Source organism: Verrucomicrobium sp. BvORR034, assembly GCF_000739635.1.
GTDB lineage: Bacteria > Verrucomicrobiota > Verrucomicrobiia > Verrucomicrobiales > Verrucomicrobiaceae > Verrucomicrobium.
This window is the reverse complement of record NZ_BATQ01000183.1, coordinates 21,431-44,368: the sequence shown is the minus strand read 5'-3', so window position 1 is coordinate 44,368 and position 22,938 is coordinate 21,431. Positions and strand designations below refer to the sequence as shown.

The following is a 22,938-nucleotide window of genomic DNA, read 5'->3' as shown; positions in this document are numbered from 1 at the left end:
GCAAGTCACTTGTGTACGGCAAAACCTTCGCTAGCTTCCGCGCCGATGAATCTGTCCCGTCTCGCCCACTCCGCAGCCTGTCTGGCTCTTGTCGCCGGTCTCAGCGCCTGCTCCATGTTTGGCTCCAAGTCTTCCGTCGCCCAATCCGCCCCGGTGGGCGCTCAGGAATTCGACCCCTTCTCCAACACCTGGCGTCCCGTGTCCCGGGTGGTGGTGCCGCCTCCATCGGAGCCCAATCCTGAGATCGCTGCCCAGCAGGAGCAGGTGAAGAAGGACAACAGTGTGGTGAACAAGATGGGCCGCAGCGCGGGCAAGGTGGGCAATGCCGCCGGAGCCGTGGGCAAGACCCTCGCCAAGCCGTTGAAGTGGATCCCGTTCGTGGGGGGCAAAAAGAGCGCCGATGACGAGGTGGATCCCGCCTACTCCCCCGCCAGCCCGCAGTAAGATTTTTTTCAGATCAACCCCGGCTGGGATGGGACAGGCGACCCGCCGGGTGGAGCAAATATTGAGGTTCTTGCGCCGGTCGCCGGGGGAGGATCGTTTTTGCTTTGGAGAGCGGTAGATTTGCATTTCGTTGAAGTGCGCACCGTCCGCGTTCTCATTTGATACTCAGCCACGCGGTTTGACCGCTCCGTCCCTATGCCTTCTGCCACCTGCTTCCGTCTGGCCCAGGTGTGCTTGTGCCTAGGTATGGTGATGGCGGTCGCCAGTCCAGCCACGGCCTTGGCGGTGCCTCTGCGTGCGGCGGGGGGCAAGCCCTTGGGCTTCGGAGCCGCCACAGAAGGCGGCGCGGGTGGACGTGTTCTTCTGGTGACCCGTCTGGATGACGATGTCAAAAAGCCGGCGAAAGGCACCCTGCGCTGGGCGCTCCGACAGAAGGGGCCGCGCATTGTGAAGTTCAGCGTGGGCGGCACCATCACTCTGAAGGATCGCATTGAGGTCAAAGAGTCCTTCCTCACCGTAGACGGCACCGATGCCCCGAATGGCGGCATCACCGTCCGGGGCGGCAGCCTGGAGTTCGAGGGAGTCGAGGAAATTATCCTGCGACACCTCCGGATCCGTCTGGGGGACGAAAATGTGCTGCGCCGGAACAAGGCGGAAAAGCGGGACCGGCCCAAGGGCTCCAACGGCCTGGACTGCATCACTCTCAAGAACACCAATCAGGTGCTCATCGATCACTGCTCGCTCTCGTGGAGCTGTGACGAGCTCATCGGCATCACCCGCTGTCGCAACGTGACCGTGCAGTGGTGCATTCTGAGCGAGCCTCTAGGGCGCAAGGAGTTGCATCCGTACGGGGATGACCACGCGTTCGGGGTGAATGCGAGCGCCAGCACCCTGAGCATCCACCACTGTCTCTTCGCCCGGTTCATCATGCGGGGGCCGCAGTTTGAGTGCAATGATCTCCGGCCCAAGGACCGCTACACCGTGCAGATGGAGGCGGTTAACAACGTGATCTTCGACTACGGGCGCAGCGGCTCCCGCTACTCCACCGGTGTGGAGAAAGGATCCGGCACCGGAGAGGGGAAGAAGTTTGAATTCCAGTTCTTGAACAATCTCTACCTTTCCTCCCGCGCATCACGCAGTCCCATTGAGGCCTTCACACGGCATGGCCACGCCCCCGGCATGAAGGCGGGTGTGGCAGGCAATGAGGTGCGTGTGGCAGACGAGCCCCGCCTGGTGGCGGGCATCCGGCTGCCAGCATTCTCGATCAAAGGCCCCCACCTGCACTGGCGCTCCAAGCAGCCACGTCGGTCAGAACTGGTCTCCCGGCCGAAGGCACGGGATGATGCTCCAGAATCCGACGAAGATGGGGCTGGCGGGGTGGAGTCGGGGTCGGTGTCCGCAGGGCCAGCAGGTGTGGTCTTGCGCGTGCCTTTGCCAGAGGGGGCCGTCACGCGACGTCTCTTTGCCGCTCCGGTGCCCGTGAAGCCTGAGCCCATCTCCACCGTCTGGCAGTCAGTGATCGGCTCCGCAGGCGCAGGGCCTGATCGCGATGCCGTGGACGTCCGGGTGGTTCAGGACGTCGAGGCCATGGTCTTCCGGAAGACGTTGCAATCCCAGGAACAGGTGGGCGGCTGGCCGGATGATCCCCGGCTGCCCTGAGGCAGAGCGGCCGAAGACTTCATTTCACGCGAGCCCAGCAGGGGGCAGGCCCTGAATCAGGAGGGGTTCTCTGTCGTGGCCTTGGCGGCACCGGCTGCCACGCGGGTCTCCACGGGAGCTTCGGCCGGGATTGGGTTCAGATTGGCAGGCACGCGGTTGTCTTCAATCTCACGCTGCTGCAGGCGGATCGGCGTGGAGGCAGGGGCGTTCTGGTTGTCGGCCATTTTCAAGGTGCGGCCCATGGCCTGGAGCATGCGCATGGGCATCTGGGCGACGGCACAACTGGCAAGGGTAGAAGCGACAAGGCAAAGCGCGGCGGCCTGAATGAAAGACTTAATCATGGCCGCTGGTTTATCATAGGAGCGGCGGGATGGGAAGGGGGAATGACCAGCGTTAGAAGGTAAGGGTTAGGAGTGAAGAGGTAGGACCAACTGGTAGGGGCCTGCGGGTCCCGCCTCTCCGTGCATTTGAACGGCGGACTCTTAACCCTTCTCGTTCAACGCTTTTTCAATAGCGGCCACCACGGCTGTATCATCGGGTTCCGTGCCCGGCTCGATGCGCTGGATGGGCTTGCCATCGCGGCCAATGAGGAATTTGCCAAAGTTCCACTTCACGTTACCTGGGAAAGCCCCCTGTGGGCCAGTCAGGGCCGTGAAGAGCGGGTGTTGGTCCGGGCCTTTGACGTGGACCTTGTCGAACATAGGGAAGGTCACCTTGTAGTTGGTGGAGCAGAATTCCTTGATCTCCGCATTGGATCCAGGCTCCTGGGCCCCAAAGTCGTTGCAGGGGAAGCCCAGCACCACCAGGCCCTTGTCGCCGTATTTCTTGTACAGGTCCTGCAGGCCCTGATACTGCGGTGTGTTCCCGCACTGGGAGGCCACGTTCACGATCAGCAGCACCTTTCCGGCGTAGGGTTTGAGAGAGGTCTCCTTGCCCTCGATGTCTTTGACGGGGATGTCGTAGAGGGAGGGGGCGTTGGCGGCGAATGCCGTGGTGACGGCCAGGACAGCGGTGAGCAGCAGCTTCTTCATGCGGGGGACAACACGGGATTCCCCGGTCAAACTTTCAAGCCGTAGAGTTGCATGGGGAATTCAGTTTTTCCGGCAGGGCGAACCCGCTAGGCTTCCGCTGTGGCAGATGACATCCTCACTCCCGAGCAGACCGTGGCCGCCTATGTGGGGGCCATGCGTGAGCAGGCGCTGAAGTTCAAGGCCATGGCGGACGCGGGCAAGATCAACGGTCTGGCCCAGATGACGCTGCTCATGCAGGAGGCCGCGCTGGTGGCGGAGGACTACTGGCTCCAGCCAGAGCGCTGCTTCGCAGGTGGCAGTGTGGGGTGGGGGAATGGGGCAGAGGCTCCGCTGGATGCTGAGCCAACGTTCATCACCCGCTCCCAATGCGATACCACGGCAGAGGTTGAGGTGGCGGTGATGGTGGAGGGACGGAAGATCGCGTCTGATGCCTACCGCCTGCAGTTTCAGGGTGGACGCTGGTGGATCGAGGGGCAGCTGGCGCGGAAATAACCCTGCGCGAGGTCCTTTGCGTTGTCGCCGGGCAACTTGAAGATGAAAAAACGTCCGACCGTGAACGAGGTCGCGGTCGGCGGGCGTTTGAGTGCCCCCGGCGAATTGGGCCGGGGATTCATTGACCTCCTCACCTCCTCATGAAACTGAAACTTCGTTTCTTCGCCCTGCCGCTGCTTCTTGCCGGTTTGGCTCCTGTGCTCTCCGCCCGTGAGCCCGCCGCAGTCTCCCAGCTCCCGCCCAATGCCCGGGTGGCCATCATCGGTGACTCCATCACGGAGCAGAAGCAGTACTCCCGCTATATCGAGGCCTACCTCCTGGCCTGTCTGGGTCGGCAGGACATCAAGGTCTTCCAGTTCGGCTGGGGTGGGGAAACCGCCGGCGGATTTGCGCAGCGCGCTATCAATGACCTGACCGCTTTCAATCCGACCGTCGCCACCCTCTGCTACGGCATGAATGATGGGCGCTACGTCCCCTTCGCGGATGCCATTGGGGCGGACTATGAGAAGAACATGCGGCTTGTTTTGGCCAAGCTCCAGGAGCTGGGGGTGAAGAACGTGGTGGTGGGATCTCCCGGTGCGGTGGACACGAAGTACTTCGTCCGCGCGGGTGCCACCCCTGCCCAGTACAATGACAACCTTGCCCACCTGCGGGACATCGATCAGAAACTCGCACTGGAGTCCAAGAACGCCTTTGCCAATGTGCACGACAACATGGTGAGCGTCATGGCCAAGGCCAAGGCGGGCCTGGGCGATGAGTACGACGTCTGTGGTCGGGATGGCGTGCATCCCAATGCCAACGGTCACCTCCTCATGGCGCAGTCCTTCTTGAAGGGGCTCGGCGTCAGCGGCGACATCGGCGAGATCACGGTGGATCTGAAGGGCGCCGGTTCTGCCATCGGCGGGCACAAGGTGCTGGGCGGCAAGGACGGCACCGTGGAGCTGGAGAGCGCCACCTGGCCGTTCTGCTTTGACGGCAACCCAGTCGGCTCCGGCAGCACCCGCAGCATCCTTCCCTACACCAGCTTCAACCAGGATCTGAACCGCCTGGTCTTGAAAGTGAAGAACCTTGATGCTCCCAAGGCCAAAGTCACCTGGGGCACAGAGACCAAGGAGTTCACCAAGGAGCAGCTCACTGCCGGGATCAACCTTCCCGCGGAATTCGCCAAGACCCCGTTCGACGCGGCCTTCCAGGGTCTGCTGGGCGCTCTCGGGGCCAAGCAGGGGTATGAGACACCCATGATCAAGGGCATGATCACCAACTTCCGCAACTTCGCTGAGGACATCAAGACCGACGCCGAGTTCGCTGCCGCGATCTCGACTCTGAAGCAGAAGATGCTGGCCAAGCAGGAAAAGCTGGACGCCCAGGTCCGCACCAAGCTGGTGCCCGTGAAGCACACGCTCAAGGTGGAGCCGGTGCGCTAGTTTCCGGGAGAGAGATTCATCCTCCTTGATCACCCCGCCGGGGACGGAACAACCAGTTCCGTCCCCGGTTGCGTTTTAGGGGTGGGCGGGGGCGTGTCACAGATCTTTGGCATTGAACATGCATGGGCAACGGGTGCTCCCGCGACTCCCGCCTTGAAAAGGCCCGCCACCCGGGCATTCTACCGGCCCTCTTCCGTCCCGAAACATGAGCTCGATGCCCACCACCTCCCCACTGCAACCTCCGGCCTCAAAGGGTCTGGCGGTCGCACTGGGGTCCTCGTTCTTCGGCTTCTATTCGCACACGGCGTTCATGCGGGCCTTGCATGATCAGGGCATTTTCCCCTCTCACATGTCCGGCACCTCCGCTGGAGCCGTGGCGGCGGCGCTTTGTGGGGTGGGGTTGCAGGGGGCGGATTTGGAGGCGTTTGTCATGCAGCGCGGGCTGCGGCGGGCCTTTCTGGACTGGGCGGCACCCCTACGGTTTCCCGGCGTGGTGAGCACCCTTGTCTGCTCGGGCATCCTCTCAGGACAAAATTTTGTCCGCTTTCTGCGTGAGCACCTGCCCAAACAACGGCTTGAGGATTGCACCAGCCCACGCGTGCAACTGGCCGTGACCAATCTGACCCGCCGCGAGAGTGTGCTGGTTGACGAGGGGGACATCGCCCAATGGGTGATGGCGAGCTGCGCTGTCCCCGGGCTCTTTTGCAACCAGGTCATCGATGGCATGCGCTGGTGCGACGGTGGCGTGGCTCTGGAGATCCCGTTCGACCACTGGCTGGAGGACCCAGAGATCCACACCATTGTGCTGCACCGGATTGAGCATGTCCGTGGCACAGAGTGCGTCCCACGCTGGCCTTCTGTGGCCACGGGCTTTGCTGCTTCCCATGACACCATCAATGGGACCTTGCATCAGATGCGCATGCGCCGCGCCCGGGAGTCGGGCAAGCGGGTGATCGAGGTGGTCACTGAGACGCCCCATCCCGGTCTGCTGCCGGGCAAGGTCCGGTCATTGCTCCTGGAGGCAGGTTATCAATCTGGTGCCAAAGCCGTGACGCGTCTTCTGGAAGCCACTGGCAAACCGGCGGTCAGTACTGACGCCGTGCCGGCGGCGGTGCACAACCCCATCCTCAGTCAGATGCGTCATGCCTGTCGGGGCGGCGAGGAGCAGATGCTGCCTGGCTTTTCCACGGCCACTGTGGCCGGGCGATAGCTCTTCCCCGACGATGGATGCAGCACAGGTGCGGCAGGCAATCGCCTGAATGGCAAATCGCGTCCCAGCGTTGCTGCGCCCGACATCCCTTTGCACTCCGTACTCTCAGCATCGCCCCGCTGCGATGTTTGAAGTTTGTTGTTTGAAGTTTGTCATTTGAGTCTTCCTTCCCCGTCATGCGCTACCGTCCCATGCCCCCGACAGTTTTTGCCGCAGCCCGCAAGCGTCTCTACAAATCCCTGCCGCCGGGATCACTGGTCATCCTGCATGCGAATGACGTGTATCCCACCAACGCGGATGGCACCCTGGGCTTCGTCCAGAGCAGTGACCTCTACTACCTCAGCGGGGTGGACCAGGAAGAGACCATCCTCCTGCTCTTCCCGGATGCGCCGGATCCCTCCATGCGGGAGATGATCTTTCTTCGCGAGACCAGTGAACTCATTGCGGTGTGGGAAGGGGAACGACTTACCAAGGATCAAGCGTCCGCCGCCAGCGGGGTGGCAGCAGGCTCCATCCACTGGCTGGACCAGTTTGACCGCTTCTTCCGCATGGCCATGTGCCAGGCGAAGCAGGTCTTCCTGAATACCAATGAATCCCTGCGCGCCACCGTGGAGGTGGAGACCCGGGAGCGCCGCTTCATCACGCGCTGTCAGCAGGAGTTTCCCCTGCACCGCTACGAGCGTCTGGCCCCGCTCATGCACGAGCTGCGGATCATCAAGGCCCCGGCCGAGGTCACCGCGCTGAAGGAGGCCATTGCCGTCACCGAGTCTGCCTTCCGCCGCATCCTGGGTTTTGTGAAGCCCGGGGTCATGGAGTACGAGGTGGAGGCGGAGATGATCCACGAGTTCATCCGCCACGGCGCCCAGGGCCACGCCTTCAGCCCCATCGTTGGCAGCGGGAAGAACGCCTGTGTCCTGCACTACATCATCAACAACGCCCGCTGCAATGATGGGGACCTCCTGCTGCTGGACTTTGGCGCGAAGTTAGGAAACTACCACGCCGACCTCACCCGGACCATTCCGGTGAACGGCCGGTACACCCCCCGCCAGCGGGACGTGTACAATGCCGTGCTCCGCACCCACCGGCACGCGCGCAAGCTCCTGAAACCCGGCGTGCAGATCAAGGCCTATCAGGAGCAGGTCGGCGCGTTCGTGGAGGAGGAGCTCATCAAGCTCAAGCTGCTCACCCGGGCCGAGGTCAAGGCCGCCCGGGACCGCGATCCCAGCCGCCCCGCGTACAAGAAGTACTTCATGCACGGCACCAGCCATCATCTGGGGCTGGATGTGCACGACGTGGGCAACATGTGGCAGAAGCTCTTCCCGGGCATGATCTTGACCGTGGAGCCCGGGATCTACATCCGCGAGGAAGGCATCGGCGTGCGCATCGAGAATGATGTCGTCATCACCGCCAGGGGGAACACGGACCTCATGCCCACCATGCCCATTGAGGTGGAGGAGATTGAGGTTCTGATGGCGGGCGGGAATAGCAAGCGGGCAGGGCGAATTACACCCGTCGCAAGGTAACCAAACCACCGAGAGGGCGATCAATCTGTATATTATCGTTGCGAACGGCGAATCGGTACACTACCGATATCGATCAATTTAGTTACGTCAATGAGTGAAACTGCAAATATTGCATCGTTGGCCGTCAGCATGTCGGAAAAGATCTTTTTGACGTTTGGATGGCAAATCCACAATGTCAAAGATGAGAACTTTCCTTGTCAGAAAATTGACAAGCACCAAACTAAAGGTGCGGGAGGAAAGCATCCGGTAGATTGTGTTTTCAGCTACCCCGACCCCTGCACTGATCAGACAAGATTCTTCCTCAGCGATCTGAAATCCTATACCAAGTCGAGTATAGGAGCCACTGATTTTGCTCCGTATATAAGGGGTGTATCCAAGGCCGTCGATTGCGCATCTACAAGTCAGGTTTGGAATACACGTTATGTGTCACCGACAATCCTACACTGGAGAGTAGAGGGGATGCTGTTTGTATACAACTACGACAATACGTACGATGCGGACTTCTCTGCAAAGGCCAAGGGTATTGATACGACCACTATCCCATTGCCGCGAGGAAGTCGGTTACATCTTTTCACGCCAGAGAATATTTCATACTTGCAGTCTGTTGTAAGCGATATCAAAAGCTATTGCGCAGAAAACCACATCAAGTATGCAGACCGTAGGTTTTATTACTCCGCGCAGGTGCTTAATCAACCATCCGGCAACCTTCTCCCTGTTGCATCGGTTGAAATGCTTAGAGGGAAACTAATGATCGTTGCGTTAAAAGACTTGGAAAATGACGGCCATCACTTTTTGGCCTATTTACGAAGCGAGGGTTCGGTTGAAGATTTTGAGTATTTAATCACATTCATGTTTCGATCAGCATTGCTGAATTTTGCCCGATGCGTATACGTTAAGGGAGTGTCTTTCGGCGCAAACGCGAGTGATAATTTTGACGCTGCTGGGAAGCAATTTCTTGCTAGGCACTACAATCTCTTGGAGATAGGTCAATCATTGAAAAAGATCAAATTCGGAAGGGTGGATCGAGTTACGTCAAGCTTTTCATCATTAGATGAAGCAAAAATCAGAGCCAAAGCATAGTGATGAGTTCATTATTGATCAATCCTCACTATTGTCCTGAGGACAAGGACATTGTTGACTTCGTGAATTCCAGCGGAATAGCGCTATCCGAATTCGTGGAATTTTTGAGGAAAAGGCAAGTCTATGTGCCAGGGACCATAACTAGGGAAGTGCTTGCAGAGGTTGTTGCACGCGAAATATTTGTTTGGGAAGACGTGCAAGAACTCCTTAAGCTTCTATCTATTTCGAAGAAACGAGAAAAGGTGGTGATGGCCAGTCATCTCACAGGGGCGGATATTGAAGTCCTTGAGCAAGCGGTAGCTTCAGTGAGTCAAACAAGAAACGAAAAGTACGGTGAGGGCATCAAAATCACTCCTACTGCTAATGGAGGCTACCGCGTTGCTATTGAGTACAGAAAGGTTGACTACGAGAAGACCCGACTCATCCAGTGTGTGGAATGCGACACCGAAATTTTGTTCGATAAAACTGGAGATGGTTTCAAAACTCGTAGAAGCTCTGATGTGAAGGCTGGCGAAGTCGAATTGGCAATTCTGGGGGAATTCGAACGGCTTGCAGTAGCAGAAAAACAGGAGTTGGTTTCGGAGAAAATGCTTCTTAGCAGACTCGTGAGTGTGGAGGAAAAAGTGCGCTTTTTCACGCACTTGATGGAGAATATAAAAGGATACAAGTTTCAGGAAATTAAGTCCGTAAAAATTCAATCCTCAGCAAACGAGCATGAAGTTCTGGATTCGGAGGAGGGGGACGAACTGGCTGAAGAGTACGCAAGCACGATTGAGAGTCTAATCGTGAGTGGAAAGAATCTTGGCGCTACTGATCTCTACGATCACTATGTCGGAAAAGGGTACTACCTCACTTCGGCATCTTGGACTGTCGCATCTGATACTGACGAATGCCGGGTAGCCGAACTGAAAGTTTCATTCGCGCCGTACCTCAATGATCAAGAATTGCAGATGTCACTAGTGGGGGTTCAACTTTACAGATCTGGTGAAATTCAATCGAAAGCGAAGCCCAATGCAATTCAAGTCAGTACATTTGCTGAATATGTGAGGACGTGCGCAGAGGAAGCGATCAGGAAGATTGAATCGGAAAGGAAGAAAGAAGGATGAACCGGTTTATCAAAATTAAAATTAGCGCGCCCAAAATTTCCATGGAAGCATTGGCGGACAAGATATCCGGCGTTAGAGTTGATTCGAAACAAGGCAAGGGATTCGTTTTGGATAATGCTACGAGAAAGCGTGTTCAAGCTACATGGTTTGAGAAAGTAGTCACAGAGAGAAAACTAGACAATGGCATCTTCGGAGTAGAGATCGTCGAAGAGGTGCAAATTGTAAGTTTCGGGCTTCTTTTTGTTGGAAGCGCCATGGATCTCGTGGTTCTTGATCCTCCTAGTGGAAAATACCGGTTGCACAATGTGCTGAGAATGTTGTTCGAAAAAGGAAACTTTCTCATGCAGCCATTGGCAGTCGAGGAGTGCGTCGGGAAGATTTGTTCGGATGATCGGTGGGAATTAATTGGAATTGAGACCGATCGCCAAGCAGTTTCGACGGGTATATTCATGTCGATGTCGGTTTCGGGTCACGGTGATTTGCAGAGATATGTTGAGCTCGCGCTTCCCAGTCAAAAATGTGAGTTCAAAGTTGCTCACTTGAAGGCCAAGATGTCAGGCCACTCAGAGTTGCGTTTGGCAATTTCGAAGACTGGGATGGTGAGATTCTCTAAAAGCGTTGATGAGCGAGATATTGAAATGATTGCCGAGCGGTTAGTTGTCGAAACAAAGTCATAGCCCGCGAAAGATTGTTTACTCCAGCACCGCGCCCGTGTCCGCGCTGTTCACCAGCTTGGCATACCTGGCCAAATAGCCCCTCGCTGCCACTTTCGGCTGGGGCGGCTGCCATTGGGCGCGGCGTTCGGCCAGGGTGGCATCATCCACCAGGAGGTTCATGCTGCGAGCGGGGATGTCGATCTCGATGAGATCTCCCGGTTCCACCAGGGCGATGGGGCCTCCGGCAGCGGCTTCTGGGGAAACGTGACCAATCGAACCGCCGCGGGTGGCACCAGAGAAACGACCATCGGTGATGAGAGCCACGGAATCGCCCAGGCCGCGACCGGCAATCGCGGCGGTGGGAGCGAGCATTTCCTGCATGCCCGGACCGCCGCGAGGGCCTTCATAGCGAATCACCACCACGTCACCTGCCTTCACTTTGCCGGTGAGGATGCCCTGGTTGGCCTCGTCTTGGGATTCAAAGATCACTGCAGGACCGGTGAACTTCATCATGGAAGGCGACACGCCCGCGGCCTTTACCACGCTGCCGTTGGGAGCCAGGTTGCCAAAGAGCACCGCCAACCCGCCCCGTTCCGAGTAGGCGTTTTCAATAGGACGGATCACGTCGGCATCCTTCACTTCCGCATTGGCGATGGTCTGCCCCAGGGTGCGGCCGGTCACGGTCAGGGCATTGAGATGAAGCACGCCCGGCTTGCGGCTCAGGGCTTTGAGGATCGCGGAAATACCGCCGGCACGGTCGATGTCCTCCATGTGATGGATACCAGACGGAGCCACCTTGCAGAGGTGGGGCACGCGATCACTGAAGGTGTTGAAGTCCGCCATGGTCAAAGGCACACCGGCCTCCCGGGCGATGGCCAGCGTATGCAGCACGGTGTTGGAAGACCCACCCATGGCCATGTCCAGCGCCAGGGCGTTTTCAAACGCCTGACGGGTGAGGATGTGGGAAGGGCGCAGGTTGTGTTTCACCAGCTCCACCACCGTGCGGCCCGCTTCGGCAAAGAGGCGGTCTCGTGCCGGGTCCGTGGCCAGGATGGAACCGTTGCCCGGCAGGGCCAGGCCGAGCGCTTCCGAGAGGCAGTTCATGGAGTTCGCGGTAAACATGCCTGAGCACGAGCCGCAGGTGGGGCAGGCATGCTGCTCGATCTCGGTTAGTTCCTCTTCCGTGATGCGATCGGCGGAAAGGGCACCCACTGCTTCAAACACGGAGGTCAGGTTCAGGGCCTTGCCGGTGGAGGGTTGAATCCCCGCCTTCATGGGGCCGCCGGAAACGAACACGGTGGGAATATCCACGCGGGCCGTGGCCATGAGCATGCCTGGCACGATCTTGTCGCAGTTGGGGATGCACACCATGCCGTCGAAGCAATGGGCGCGGAGCATCGTCTCCACGCTGTCGGCGATGATCTCGCGGGAGGCGAGTGAGTACTTCATGCCGCCATGGCCCATGGCGATGCCGTCATCCACCCCGATGGTGTTGAACTCAAACGGCACGCCCCCGGCAGCTCGCACTGCCTCACGCACCTTGCGTCCCACCACGTCCAGATGGGCGTGACCGGGGATGATCTGCACAAAGGAGTTCGCAATGGCGATGAAGGGCTTGTCCCAGTCAGCTTCGCTCTGAATGGCCCCCGTGGCACGGAGGAGGCTGCGGTGTGGGGCGCGGTGGGCGCCTTTTTTGATGGTGTGGGAATTCATGGAAGGCAGCAGGGGGGGAGGAGTTAAGGGTTAGAAGTGATGAGGGAGGGGGCGAAGAGCAGAGGTGTGGATGAGTAGAAACTGGCCTGGCATTGCCATATTGGAATGACGGCTTTGGTCGTGCTATGATACCGTTTTGATATGGACTATTCCTTACGGGAACTGGAGTGCTTCGTGGCGGTAGCCGAGGAGCTCTCGTTCACGCGCGCGGCCCGCCGGCTGCATTTGGCCCAGCCGCCGCTTTCCCGGCATATCCGGGTGCTGGAGGAGAAAATTGGCGCGCCATTGTTTGAGCGGTCCCAGAAAGGGGTGGCGCTGACGGCTGCCGGGGCGGTATTTCAGGAGGAGACTCGGGGGATTTTGCCTCAGTTGCTCCGAGCGGGGGAGGCGGTGCGTCGGCAGGTGCAGGGCGAGACGGCCCGTCTGCGTCTCGGATTTGTCAGTGCAGTTTTAAGTGAAAAGCTGGTGGAGACCTTCCGGCGCTTCCGCCAACTGCATCCTCAGGTGCAAGTGATGCTCCATGACATGCCGCCTGCAGAGCAGTGGTCGGGGATGATGCAGGGCACGCTGGATGGTGGGTTCGTCGGGCTGATGCCTGACGAGAAAGACCGCCCAGCTGGCATGCAGCATGTGCCCTGGCGGGAGGAACCACTCGTGGCCTTTGTCCCATCCGGTCACAGATTGGGCACAGGCGGGTCCAACTCATCCCGCAAACCGGTTTCCATCAAGGAGTTTGCCCAGGAGCCGTTTGTCGCGGTTTCCAGTGAGGCGGCCCCGGTCTTTGCCACTCTGCTGAGGGAACTGTGCTCAGCAGCAGGGTTCCGGCTCCGGATTGTCCTGGAATCCCCCCGGGCGCAGGCGGTGGCGGTGATGGTGGCGGCGGGCTCAGGCGTGGCCTTTCTTCCGGAAAGCCTGGCCCATGTGCTGGGAGGGAGCGTGGAGGTGGTGCGGCTCAAGGAGGCACCCGTGATCACGCATGTGTTTGCCCACCCGTCAGGCGGGTCCACATCGCCCGCCATGAAGGCCTTTTTGGAACTGCTGTCCCCCGAATGAGCCTACCGGCCCACCGGAATGAGCTTTCCGGTGCGAAACTCCCCCAACTGATTGGCCTGCCAGTAGGTGCCATCCTGGGAATCCACGTCCAGACAGGTGAGCCAGCCGGTGCCGTAGGCGTAGGTATCGATCCCCACGGCGTAGCCAAAGTTGAGCGGCACCCCTTCGTGTTGCGGGGTGTGGCCGCAGATCATGCGGCGGCCGGAAATGTGCGGGTGGCAGATGATGAGGCGCTCCCAGTAGATCACGTTCTCAGACTGCTGGTCGAGAGGCAGATGGGCCCGGAGATTGGCGTGAACGAAGATGTCCGTGGCCGTTTCGTGCCACGGAAGGGTGGATTCCAGGAAGGCCCAGTGGTGTTCCGGCACGTCTTCCAGCAGGGTGGTGCCATAGGAGGCCAGGGTCTCGGTCCCGCCGCAATCCTTCCAGGCATCCAGCGTCCGCCAGTCGGTGCGGGACTTGAGCATCATCACCTCGTGGTTGCCCCGCAGGGGCACCAAGGTGGCCCGTTTGGAGAGGCCCAGCAGGTGATCGATGACCCCGCAGGTGTCGGGTCCGCGATCCACATAGTCCCCCAGCGTGACGATGACATCGTCCGTTCCAAAGTTCAGCTGCTCGTCCAGGACCTGGAGAGCAGTCTGGCAGCCGTGAATGTCACCGATGGCAAAGGTACGCATGAGGGGTCAGGAGCCATGATTCCTTGGGGCTCCCAGTGCGTCAAACGACTTGCTGCTCACTCCATCAACCTTTGTTGAGGAGGGAGCGGATCTGGCTCTCAGAGTAGTCCGGACCACGCTGTTCCACGACCGGTCGTTTGCTGTTCTCCAGGCCTTTGGTGCCCATGCGATTGTCGTGCGTGCGGAAGACATCGTCATCCAGGGAGGACGTCTTGTCAGAGTCCCGGACCTCGTCCCGGGAGAAGCGGCTTTCGCCCGTCTTGTAGGTGCTGTTGCCCAGCTTGCTCTTGTCGTCCGCGCCGGAGAAGACCTTATTACGGTCATACGCAGTCTTGTTCGACTGACCGAAGCTCTTGGCATTGAATTTGTCATTGCCCCCTGAGAAGGCAGAACCGGTGTTGAAGTCCTTCTGGCGGTGGAAGTTTGAGGTCTTGAAGTCCTTGTTGGCACCCGCCGTGCCCAGGCTCTTTTCAAAGTTGCTGCGCTTGCCCATGTCCCACTTTCCCATGCGTTCCGCCATGGTCGGGCCCAGTTTCTCCTTCTTTCCGACTGCCTGGGATCCCTGGCTTTTGCTGGCGCAGGCACACGGCAGGAGACAAAGCAGCACGGTGCTGAAGAGAGGGACGAGGGAAAGGTGCTTCATGTAGGGGGAAGGGGGGTCTGGCTCTGCCGTAGGAAGAGCACTTCACTGATGATCCCGTCGGGGAGGTGGAATTTTGCCAGCTCTTGAGGAAGGCGGTCAAGCTTGTTCCAGCCCCGATACAGTTCGAGCAGGAGAGCGGGCAGACCCTCAGTCATGCCCTGATGTTCAATCAGGAGCACCGATTCAGCCTCCTCGTACCGATGCTGCCCGATGAGAAATTGCGCGTAGCTCTGCACCAACTTCGGCAGAGACTCTCCTTTGGAACGCAGGCGGTCGATGGCCAGTCCGTAGAATTCATCCGCCAGACCCGTGCTACCCGTCTTGGCAAAGACCTCGGCAAAGGCCTGCGTGTCACTTCCTCCCGGGAAGGCCATGCGGACCGCGCGGGCAAAGAGTTCCTTCATACTGTGCTCGTCCTTGAGGGCGGCAAACACCTCCACCATCACGGGCGAATCGGCCAGGGCGCGACCCTCGCCCGTGAGAGCGACCTGCCGGGCCCACTGGGGCCGGTCTTGAACCAGGAGGGTCTGAACCGCCAGACGTTGGATCATGGCCGTCTTGGAGGAGGCCTCCTGCCAGGGGCGTACCAGTCTGGGCAGCACATCTGCCTCGGAGAGTCGGCGAGCGAGGCTGCAGAAAGCCACCGCCGGAGTCGTGCCCTGCGCGGGGCACCCCTTGAGCACTTCCACCCAGGCGGCGGCGCGTGAGCCTGCGGCTTCCTTGGTGAGAAAAGCGGTAAACTCGCTCATGGATTCGGGCTCCAGGTTCTCCAGCAGCAACAGGCTGTGGATTCGGGCGACATCGCGAGAGGGGGACCAGGTGGGATCCTCCGCGGCCAGCTTCAGCTGGGTGAGACGCAGGCGGAAGCGGTCGAGCGTGTCCTTGGAAGCCCGCTCAGCTCGCAGAAGGAGACTCTGGGCCTCACTCCGGCGGTCATGGTCCACGAGCACCTTGCTGATGGCGATCACGCTGGGCGTGTGCGGCACAGTGCCGTTCTTGCCACCCGCGGTGCCGGTGACCACGTTCATCATGAGGCGGACCTCATCCCAAAGGCTGATGGACGCGGCAAGCTTCACCCTCAGCAGCAGAGACTCCCGGATGGGGTCATTCCAAAGGTTCGTGTAGTCCACCTTGCGAAGCAATTCCAACGCCCGGGTCTTGTTGCCCTGCTCGGCCAGGATGGTGGCGGCATGAAGCGCGCCGTCCATGTCCTGGGGCCACAAGCTGTAGAGTTGCTCCCAAGCCGCGAGGGCTCCGGGCTTGTCATTCAGTCGTTCCAGCAACTGGGCGAGTTCCCGCAGGTAGGGCACCTCATCTGGCACCCTGCCCAGCATGGGTTTGACGCTCGCCGAGCCACGGAAGGAGAGCATCCGGAGGCGGGTCACATCGTGCAGACGAGCCAGGAACCGGGCGTGCTTCTCTTCCAGCAGCCCTTCGGCAAGGTTCTGCGGTTTGAACTGGGGCTCCGCGACAAAGAGCTTCTCGATGAAGGGGATGGCGGCCTCGCATTCCCAGGAGTTCTCCGCCACGCGCAGGTACTGCTCGCAGTATTCCACGTTGGACGGGGCGCGCTGGGGCAGGCGGCGATACACCTCCATGCATTCTCTCGCGAATCCTTGAGATTCAAGGAACGGGCCCAACTCCAGCAGAGTGTCCACCTGGTCATCCGCCTCCAGGAATTCCTTGAGCATGCGCACCCGCTCCGGATAGCTGACCGGTCTCATCCTCCGTGTCAGGGTGAGATTGCGCCAGACGCCGAACTCGTAGTTGGATTTCGGTCCGAGCGGCACGCCGCCCAAACGCTGATCCAAGGTGCGCTCCACCTGCACGAGTGGGCCCGCCAAGCCTTCCTGACGGATGAGATCGCCCCATTCCCTCAGGTCGTCCCAGTAGTGCCGGAGATGGGTGGTCTCGTCGATTCTTGGGCCGGGTGCCTGGGCACCGGGGGGCAGCCTGCCGCCCAGCATGGGCTCCACAAAGGCCTGGGCCGCCAGGAATCCATTGCTGAAGTAAGCTGCCATCTCCACTGCCGCTGCCTGCTCCGCACCCACGGTGCCGAGCACGATGGTCTCACGCAGAGTGCCCTGACCCGAAGGAGGCAGGGCCCGGAGCCTCGCCCAGCTCTGGCGGATCAGCCGCTCGCGCTCAACCGGGGTCTCACAAAGACGCAACAGCCTGACAAAACTGTAAAGGAAGGGGTCGAACGCTTGCGGGGGCCCGGCTTTGACCGGCATGCTCCAGGCCAACGTCAGGTACTGCTTTTGTGCAGCGGTTCTGCCCATCACTTCCGCAAGATTGGCGATGAACAGGACATCCACCGGTTGTGGGGTGGGATCGCGTTCCAGTGCGAGCAGACGCAGTTCAATGGAGAGGGGATAGCGCTGCCGGCTCTCCAGTTTCCGGGCGATGTCGATGAGCTCAATGTTACTCAGCAGCCCCGATTTCCCGAGCGCAATGAGATCGCCGGGGGTGAACTCGAACATCTCGTCTTCCGCCAGCAGATGGGTGGCTGCCTGGAGCAGCCCCTTGCGCTGTTGCATCGCCGCTTCGCCCACGCCCTTCTGGCGGGCCCAGGCTAGCATGTCAGCCATGCCGTGGGAGCGCAGTCCCATCCAGACCTTGAGGAAGCGCAGTTCAAGGGAGTCTGATTTGCTGGCTTTCTGCGCGAGCACGGCCCGGAATCCGGGTCCATCGCCCATGTAAAACAGGGCCCAAGCCTTCTCCATCTCCGAGAGCACGGCGCCCGGGGCCAGTTGAGCCCAGCCAGTCTTTCCGGCGTGCATACGTGCCAGCTCTTCCACGGCCCGCAACCGGATCGCACTCACATCGTCAGGCACCTCGGAGAACTCCCCCCGTGGCATTGTCAGGAACAGACGAAGGCGGTCGCGTTCCGACTGCTCCAGGCCCGGGACGTTGTCCAGGGCGCTGAGCAGGGTGGTGGGCGCGGTGGCAGCCCCTTTGCGGCCATCCATGAGCGGCCAGGGCAGGCGCTCCACTGCTACGTTGTCGGTCTTCTTCGGTTCCGGGGGCGGGGCGGCACCCAGCACTTGTCGCAGCGTGCGCTGGGCAGCTTTATTGTCCCCCAACTGCTTTTGCTGTAGGGCCAGACGCAGCAGATTCTTTACGTCCCAGGACCGGACCCGGGCCACCTGCTCCTGCACGCGGCGGGCAGCCTCTTCCTGACCAGTCTCCACGTAGTAGCGGGCCAGTTCTTCGAGAGCGGCAGAATCCTGGGAGAACTTGGCCTCCAGACGGCGACGGGCCTGGTCTGCCTCCACCATGCGGAAGTCCTGCTCCAGCAGTTCCACCAGCTCGCGCCACTCCTCGGCACCGGACTTGGCCGAGGCCGCGGCGGCAATCTGTTTTTGGAAGTAGATGGCGCTCTTGATGTCGCCCACCCGCATCGCCGCCGCTCGCAGCTGCTCCAGGGAGAAGGGGGTCTCCGGTGCGGTGTAGTAGGCGTGCTTCATTTCCTCGAACGCCCGGGTGGCATCGCCCTGGCGCTCGTACACGGCAGCAAGCGCCTCATGCCAGAATCCGTCAAACGGGGCGCGGCGGGACCGCTCCTCCAGCGCGGAGAGCAGCAGCTTCAGACGAAGCTGCACCTGGTCATCGGGCAGGGTGCCCTGCACAATGTCCGCCCACATGAGGCGCTCTACCGCCCGCTGGAAGATCTCCCGCCGGCGCTTCACGTCGGCCTCGTTCTCCAGCAGACGCATCTGTACATCGGTAAATTCCTTGAACTTACGCTGGGACACCAGCACCTCGGCATAGCGCTCCAGAAGCGGCCCCGCCGCGGTGCCTCTGGCATCCCGCGCAGCTTTCTCCCAGATGGCGGTGGCGTCTTCACGCCGGCCATCCTCAAGATACAGCGGAGCCAGCATGGAGATGATGGACTCATTCAACGGATCGGAGCGCAGCAGGTCCTCCATGATGTGGATGGCCACATCCAGTCCCCGCTGGTTCTCGCGCTTGCCCTCCATCTCCGCCAGACGCAACAGGTGGCTGAACCGGTTGTCTGGATCGATGTCCGCCAGCAGACGAAGCTGCCGCAGGGCCAGAAGGATGTTCTGGTCTGCCCGGGCCAGTTCGAGGAGCAACTTCTCCGTCTCCACCGGTGCCGGCTGCCAGCGCCCGGCGGCGTCGAAGTGCAGCCGCGCGAGGACGGCGTAGGCCATGTCGTACTGGTCGGCCCGGAGGCACCACCAGGCGATGCGGTGGAGCAGTTCCGGCCGGACCTCCCCGTCAGAGTTGGGCAGCAGCCCGGCGAGCGGGCTCACCCAGTCCCGGGCCCACTGCACAGGCAGGAGGGTGACACCCTGCATGGCGGTCTGGCGCATGGCTCCCAGGCGGAGCACCAGCCCGGCGGCGTATTCTGCCACGGGCTCAGGGATGCCCTTCTTGGGCTGGATGGGTGGGGCTTCGGAGCCAAACCCCTCACCCGTGAAGATGGAGGGCATCTTGAACTCGCCGGTGGGCTCGGCCGCGGAGAAAGTTTCCTGAACCTGCTCGCCGGAGAGGATGGAAAGCATCATCTCATCCACGTCCGTCCGCTTGTCGATGGAGTCGCTCAGCGTCCAGGCCTTTTCCAGGAGGGGCAGGGCCGCCGCGTGGTCGCCTTTCTGGGAGAGCACGTCAGCCAGCTGGACGAGTGCCCCCCGGTCACCGCCCTTTTTCACGGCGCTGCGGGCGGCTTCTTCGGCCGCGTCGGATTGTTGGGAGGTGATGAGGAAAGCGGCCACGTCTTGAAGACGGCGTTGAGTCTCCTCGTTGCGGATGCCGGTGGCCGCCGCGTATTCGTTCAGCACTTTGCGGGCGTCTTCCAGCCGCTGGCGTTTCACCAGATAGGAGGCCAGTTCGAAGACCACTTCCGCCTTGTCCGGATCCCGGGCCATGCGGGTGCGCAGGATGCGCTCGACGATCTCATCCAGCGCCTTCTCCCGTGCAAACGCGAGGACCTGCTGCTCCACCTCCAGGGTGCCGCCCTGTGAGTCCAGCACCTGCCTCAGCCGGGCCACGGCCATATCTGGTTCGCCTGCGCGGAGGTGCGCCAGACAGCGCAACTGGACCAGGGCGGGAAGATCGGTGCCGTCGTTTTTCAGCCGCGCATCCACCAGTTGTCCGGCTTCCTGCCACTGGTCATGATCCAGCAGCGCGGTCACCAACTGCCAGCGGTAGTCGGTGGCGTCCGGGAAGGAGGAAACGAGCTCCCGAAGCCAGCGGAGGTGCTCATCGGAATCCACCGTCAGGTCGGAAAAGCGGGCCATGTCTGCCAGGGCTTTCTCCTGGGCGGGGCGGATCTCGGCTTCCTTGGCCAAGGAAGCTTTGAGCTGGTCCAGATGGCCAAAGCGCTCATGCAGTCGGACGAGGCGCACAAAGAACTGGGTGTAACGCCAGTCCTTAAAGTGAAGCACGGCCAGCCCCTTGCGCAGGGCTTCTGCCGCGGGCTCGAAATGGTCGGCCTGTTCTTCGATCCGCGCCAGATCCTGGAGGGCATCCAGGCGCTTCTCAGGATCAGTGGTCTGGGCCAGTTGTTGATAGAGCGCGAGCGCCCTTTCCAAGAATCCGGTGCCCAGCAGACGCTGGGCCACCTCCCGCACGAGGGTTGTGTTCTCCGGCTGGAGTTTGGTCGCCTGTTCCCAGACTTTGGCCGCCTCCTCGGGTTTGTTCAGGGCCAGGGCCAGGCGCCCCTGTTCCAGGAATAGGGGAATGCGTTGGAAGTCGTTCTCCGGGAAGAGCGCGGTGAGGCGCTGAATGAGATCCAGGGCAATTTGGGAGTCGCCCACCTCGGTCGCCAGATCGGCCCGGGCACGGAGGACGAGCGGATTCTTGGGCTCTTTCTTGAGCACCTCATCGTACAGGGCGGCGGCCTCTGCATTGTGACCTGCCTTCCGCAGCAGGTGGGCGTGGACCAGCGTGATGTGGGGGTGAGGCTGGGCTTTGGCCTGGGTGGCGATGTTTTCCAGCAGGAATCCGGTGGAGTCGTGTTTGCGGTAGAGGTCCCAAAGGAGGTCCAGCACCCGGCCATACTCCGGTTGTTCCACCAGCAGATTCAGGTATTCGCTGGCCAGACGGGCGTCCTTCTCAGACCAGGGGGCGGCGGTGGCCGCGGGAGTCTCTGCCGCGGGAGACAGGGACAGGCCTGCTGCGCAGGTGAGTGCGGCGATCCATCCTCCTGCCGTGCCCTTGCGAGCGTTGGGAAGTGCTCCAGCCTTGGTCCCACCCGGGGTCGATCCATCCCGCGAGCGGGCATTCCGTTTTCCGAGGGGCGCGGCAAACATGGTCATGAATTAAATGATACGGCCCGCATCCGGGGCGTGCACCACCGGATTCTCAGGCACCTAGCTTGGCCAGTACAACACGGGCTGGCGTTCAAAGCAGCAATTACTTTGCCGCTCCGGCCAGCAAACTCTCGGCGTGGATGCGGGCGCTCTCGGCCTTGCCGCCCAGCATGCGGGCCAACTCCTCCACTCGGGCCGGGCCAGCCACCTCCCGCAGTGTGGAGCGGGTGCGGTGCTCGTCGAACTCCTTGGTCACCACAAAATGGCTCTGCGCCAAGGAGGCGAGCTGGGGCATGTGGGTGATCGCGATGACCTGGTGCTGCCCGGAGAGGGCGGCCATCTTGCGGCCCACGGCCTCGGCAATGTTGCCGCCCACGTTGGCGTCAATTTCATCAAAGACCATGAGCGGGATGGAGTCCTCCCGCGCCAGGGCGCTCTTCACCGCCAGCAACACCCGGGACATCTCCCCGCTGGAGGCGGTGAGGCGTAGAGGCTTGAGCGGCTCGCCCGGATTGGGCGCAAACAGGAAATCCACTTCTTCCAAACCGTCGCGGGCGGGCTCGGGGCGGAGGGTCAGGGACACTTCGAACACGGCCCGTTTGAATCCGAGATCCGCCAGGTGGACGGCAATGTCCTTGGCCAGGCGCGGCGCTGCCAGCTTGCGCTGTGCAGAGAGGTCGTGCCCCATCTTGTCCACCTGCTTGCGGGAAGCCTTCACGGCTTCATCAAGTTTTTCGAGGGCTTCGCCGCGGTTTTCCATCCGGCCCAGTTTCTCCTCTGCCTCTTCCTTGAACTTCAGGATTGCGGTGATGGAGCTGCCGTACTTGCGCTTGAGGAGCTGGATGATGTGAATGCGCTCCTCCAGCCGCTCGAGTTCCTCGGGCTGGATTTCGATCTCCTCGGCATATTCGCGGACGCTGCCTTCCAGATCCTGCAACTCAATGTACGCGGACTGGAAGCCCTGGAAGGATTCCGCCAGCTTGGGGTCAAGCTTCTCCAGATCATGGAGAAGGCGGGAGACATCCCGCATGCCTGCCAGCACGCCTCCTTCACCTTCGCCGAGACGTTCTTCCACCTGGCCGCAGAGTTCCACCAGGCGGGAGCCGTTCGCGGCGATGCGGTGGCGGGATTCGATCTGCTCCTCTTCGCCTTCACGCAAGCCCGCAGCGTCAATGTCGTTGATCTGGAAGCGGAGCATGTCCATCTCCTGCTCGGAGGCGCGCTCACTGGTGGCGAGTTCTTCGTACTCGCCCACGGCCTTGCGCCAGATCTGATGCGCAGCGCGATAGGCCTCGCTGGCGTTATCGAGCCCGGCATAGCCATCCAGCATCTCGAGCTGGCGTTCCCGTGAATTGAGAGACTGGTGATCGTGAGGTCCATGCAGGTCCACCAGGTAGGCCCCCAACTCCTTGAGCATGGCGGACGTGACGGGCGAGCCATTCACGAACTGCTTGTTTGTGCTGGCTCCGATGACCCGGCGGATGATGAGGGACTCTCCGTCGAGCGGATCGAGACCCGATTCCGTTAGAATGCTGTCCACGGTGTCGGTCTTCTTCAGATCAAACACCGCCTCTACACTGCAGGACTCCGTGCCAGTGCGGATGAGTCCCTTGTCGGCACGTTCCCCCAGGATCAGCTTGAGCGCGCCCACGATGATGGACTTGCCAGCACCCGTTTCGCCGGTGACGCCAACGAGACCTGGACCAAGCTCCCACGCGAGGTCTTCTACGAGGGCGAGATTTTGGATCTTGAGGAGGGAGAGCATCGGGTGGGGGAGGAAGACACTGCGATTATGCGAGTGCCCTCCTTTTTTGCAAACGGCTGCGGGGTGCGTTTGTTGAAAACTGCGGGGCGTGTGCTCTGACGCCAAGGGCGTCATACAAATTAGCCCAGGGTCAGGCGAGGCACGAGCCGCCACCCTGGGTACATGGGCAGGTGGACCAGAA

At 60.8% G+C, this 22,938-nt stretch carries 17 protein-coding genes; 10 read left to right on the top strand and 7 right to left on the bottom strand.

Annotation, left to right across the window (positions count from 1 at the left end):
- The first annotated feature begins 45 nt into the window (after nt 1–45).
- Together BV034_RS32890 and BV034_RS32885 are read left to right on the top strand one after the other, a co-directional pair.
- A complete protein-coding gene (locus BV034_RS32890; protein ID WP_050031171.1) occupies nt 46–444 on the top strand; it encodes a hypothetical protein in 399 nt (132 codons plus the stop codon).
- A gap of 195 nt (nt 445–639) precedes the next feature.
- Nucleotides 640–2,103 carry a hypothetical protein gene (locus BV034_RS32885; protein WP_265593745.1) on the top strand — a complete coding sequence of 488 codons (1,464 nt, stop codon included), beginning with the start codon at nt 640–642 and terminating at the stop codon, nt 2,101–2,103.
- A 56-nt stretch (nt 2,104–2,159) separates the two neighbouring features.
- On the opposite strand, the gene BV034_RS32880 is transcribed toward BV034_RS32885, so the two are convergent.
- The gene (locus BV034_RS32880) at nt 2,160–2,444 is read right to left on the bottom strand and encodes a hypothetical protein (protein WP_265593744.1); all 285 of its coding nucleotides are present in this window, start codon (nt 2,442–2,444) and stop codon (nt 2,160–2,162) included.
- A gap of 141 nt (nt 2,445–2,585) precedes the next feature.
- Entirely contained in the window at nt 2,586–3,134 is a 549-nt protein-coding gene (locus BV034_RS32875; RefSeq protein ID WP_050031168.1) for a glutathione peroxidase, read from the bottom strand.
- 99 nt (nt 3,135–3,233) lie between these two features.
- Between BV034_RS32875 and BV034_RS32870 the strand changes: the two genes are divergently transcribed.
- From BV034_RS32870 to BV034_RS32840, 7 genes are all read left to right on the top strand, one after another.
- Complete coding sequence (locus BV034_RS32870; RefSeq protein ID WP_050031167.1) at nt 3,234–3,626, top strand: hypothetical protein; 393 nt, start codon at nt 3,234–3,236, stop codon at nt 3,624–3,626.
- Nucleotides 3,627–3,766: 140 nt separating this feature from the next.
- A complete protein-coding gene (locus BV034_RS32865; RefSeq protein ID WP_050031166.1) occupies nt 3,767–5,050 on the top strand; it encodes an SGNH/GDSL hydrolase family protein in 1,284 nt (427 codons plus the stop codon).
- Between the two features lie 205 nt (nt 5,051–5,255).
- On the top strand, nt 5,256–6,260 hold the full coding sequence (locus BV034_RS32860) for a patatin-like phospholipase family protein (protein WP_081888317.1): 1,005 nt from the start codon (nt 5,256–5,258) through the stop codon (nt 6,258–6,260).
- A 176-nt stretch (nt 6,261–6,436) separates the two neighbouring features.
- The gene (locus BV034_RS32855) at nt 6,437–7,783 is read left to right on the top strand and encodes an aminopeptidase P family protein (protein ID WP_050031164.1); all 1,347 of its coding nucleotides are present in this window, start codon (nt 6,437–6,439) and stop codon (nt 7,781–7,783) included.
- Between the two features lie 90 nt (nt 7,784–7,873).
- The gene (locus BV034_RS32850) at nt 7,874–8,863 is read left to right on the top strand and encodes a hypothetical protein (protein ID WP_265593742.1); all 990 of its coding nucleotides are present in this window, start codon (nt 7,874–7,876) and stop codon (nt 8,861–8,863) included.
- A gap of 2 nt (nt 8,864–8,865) precedes the next feature.
- Entirely contained in the window at nt 8,866–9,969 is a 1,104-nt protein-coding gene (locus BV034_RS32845) for a hypothetical protein (RefSeq protein ID WP_265593741.1), read from the top strand.
- Entirely contained in the window at nt 9,966–10,646 is a 681-nt protein-coding gene (locus tag BV034_RS32840; protein ID WP_050031161.1) for a hypothetical protein, read from the top strand. Before BV034_RS32845 ends, BV034_RS32840 begins: the two co-directional genes overlap by 4 nt.
- Nucleotides 10,647–10,661: 15 nt before the next feature.
- Here the strand turns inward: BV034_RS32840 and ilvD are convergent, their stop codons facing one another.
- The gene (gene ilvD, locus BV034_RS32835) at nt 10,662–12,338 is read right to left on the bottom strand and encodes a dihydroxy-acid dehydratase (RefSeq protein WP_050031160.1); all 1,677 of its coding nucleotides are present in this window, start codon (nt 12,336–12,338) and stop codon (nt 10,662–10,664) included.
- A 141-nt stretch (nt 12,339–12,479) separates the two neighbouring features.
- On the opposite strand from ilvD, the gene BV034_RS32830 reads away from it, so the two are divergent.
- Nucleotides 12,480–13,391: a LysR substrate-binding domain-containing protein gene (locus tag BV034_RS32830; RefSeq protein WP_050031159.1), complete on the top strand. Its 912-nt coding sequence runs from the start codon at nt 12,480–12,482 to the stop codon at nt 13,389–13,391.
- Between the two features lie 2 nt (nt 13,392–13,393).
- Here the strand turns inward: BV034_RS32830 and BV034_RS32825 are convergent, their stop codons facing one another.
- From BV034_RS32825 to recN, 4 genes are all read right to left on the bottom strand, one after another.
- Nucleotides 13,394–14,068 (bottom strand): metallophosphoesterase, encoded by a 675-nt coding sequence (locus BV034_RS32825; RefSeq protein ID WP_050031158.1) that lies wholly within the window; start codon nt 14,066–14,068, stop codon nt 13,394–13,396.
- A gap of 64 nt (nt 14,069–14,132) precedes the next feature.
- Nucleotides 14,133–14,711: a hypothetical protein gene (locus BV034_RS32820; RefSeq protein ID WP_050031157.1), complete on the bottom strand. Its 579-nt coding sequence runs from the start codon at nt 14,709–14,711 to the stop codon at nt 14,133–14,135.
- Nucleotides 14,708–20,992, bottom strand: coding sequence for a tetratricopeptide repeat protein (locus BV034_RS32815; RefSeq protein WP_265593740.1), 6,285 nt, complete (start codon nt 20,990–20,992; stop codon nt 14,708–14,710). Before BV034_RS32815 ends, BV034_RS32820 begins: the two co-directional genes overlap by 4 nt.
- Before the next feature lie 103 nt (nt 20,993–21,095).
- Nucleotides 21,096–22,757, bottom strand: coding sequence for a DNA repair protein RecN (recN, locus tag BV034_RS32810; protein ID WP_050031155.1), 1,662 nt, complete (start codon nt 22,755–22,757; stop codon nt 21,096–21,098).
- Between the last annotated feature and the right edge of the window lie 181 nt (nt 22,758–22,938).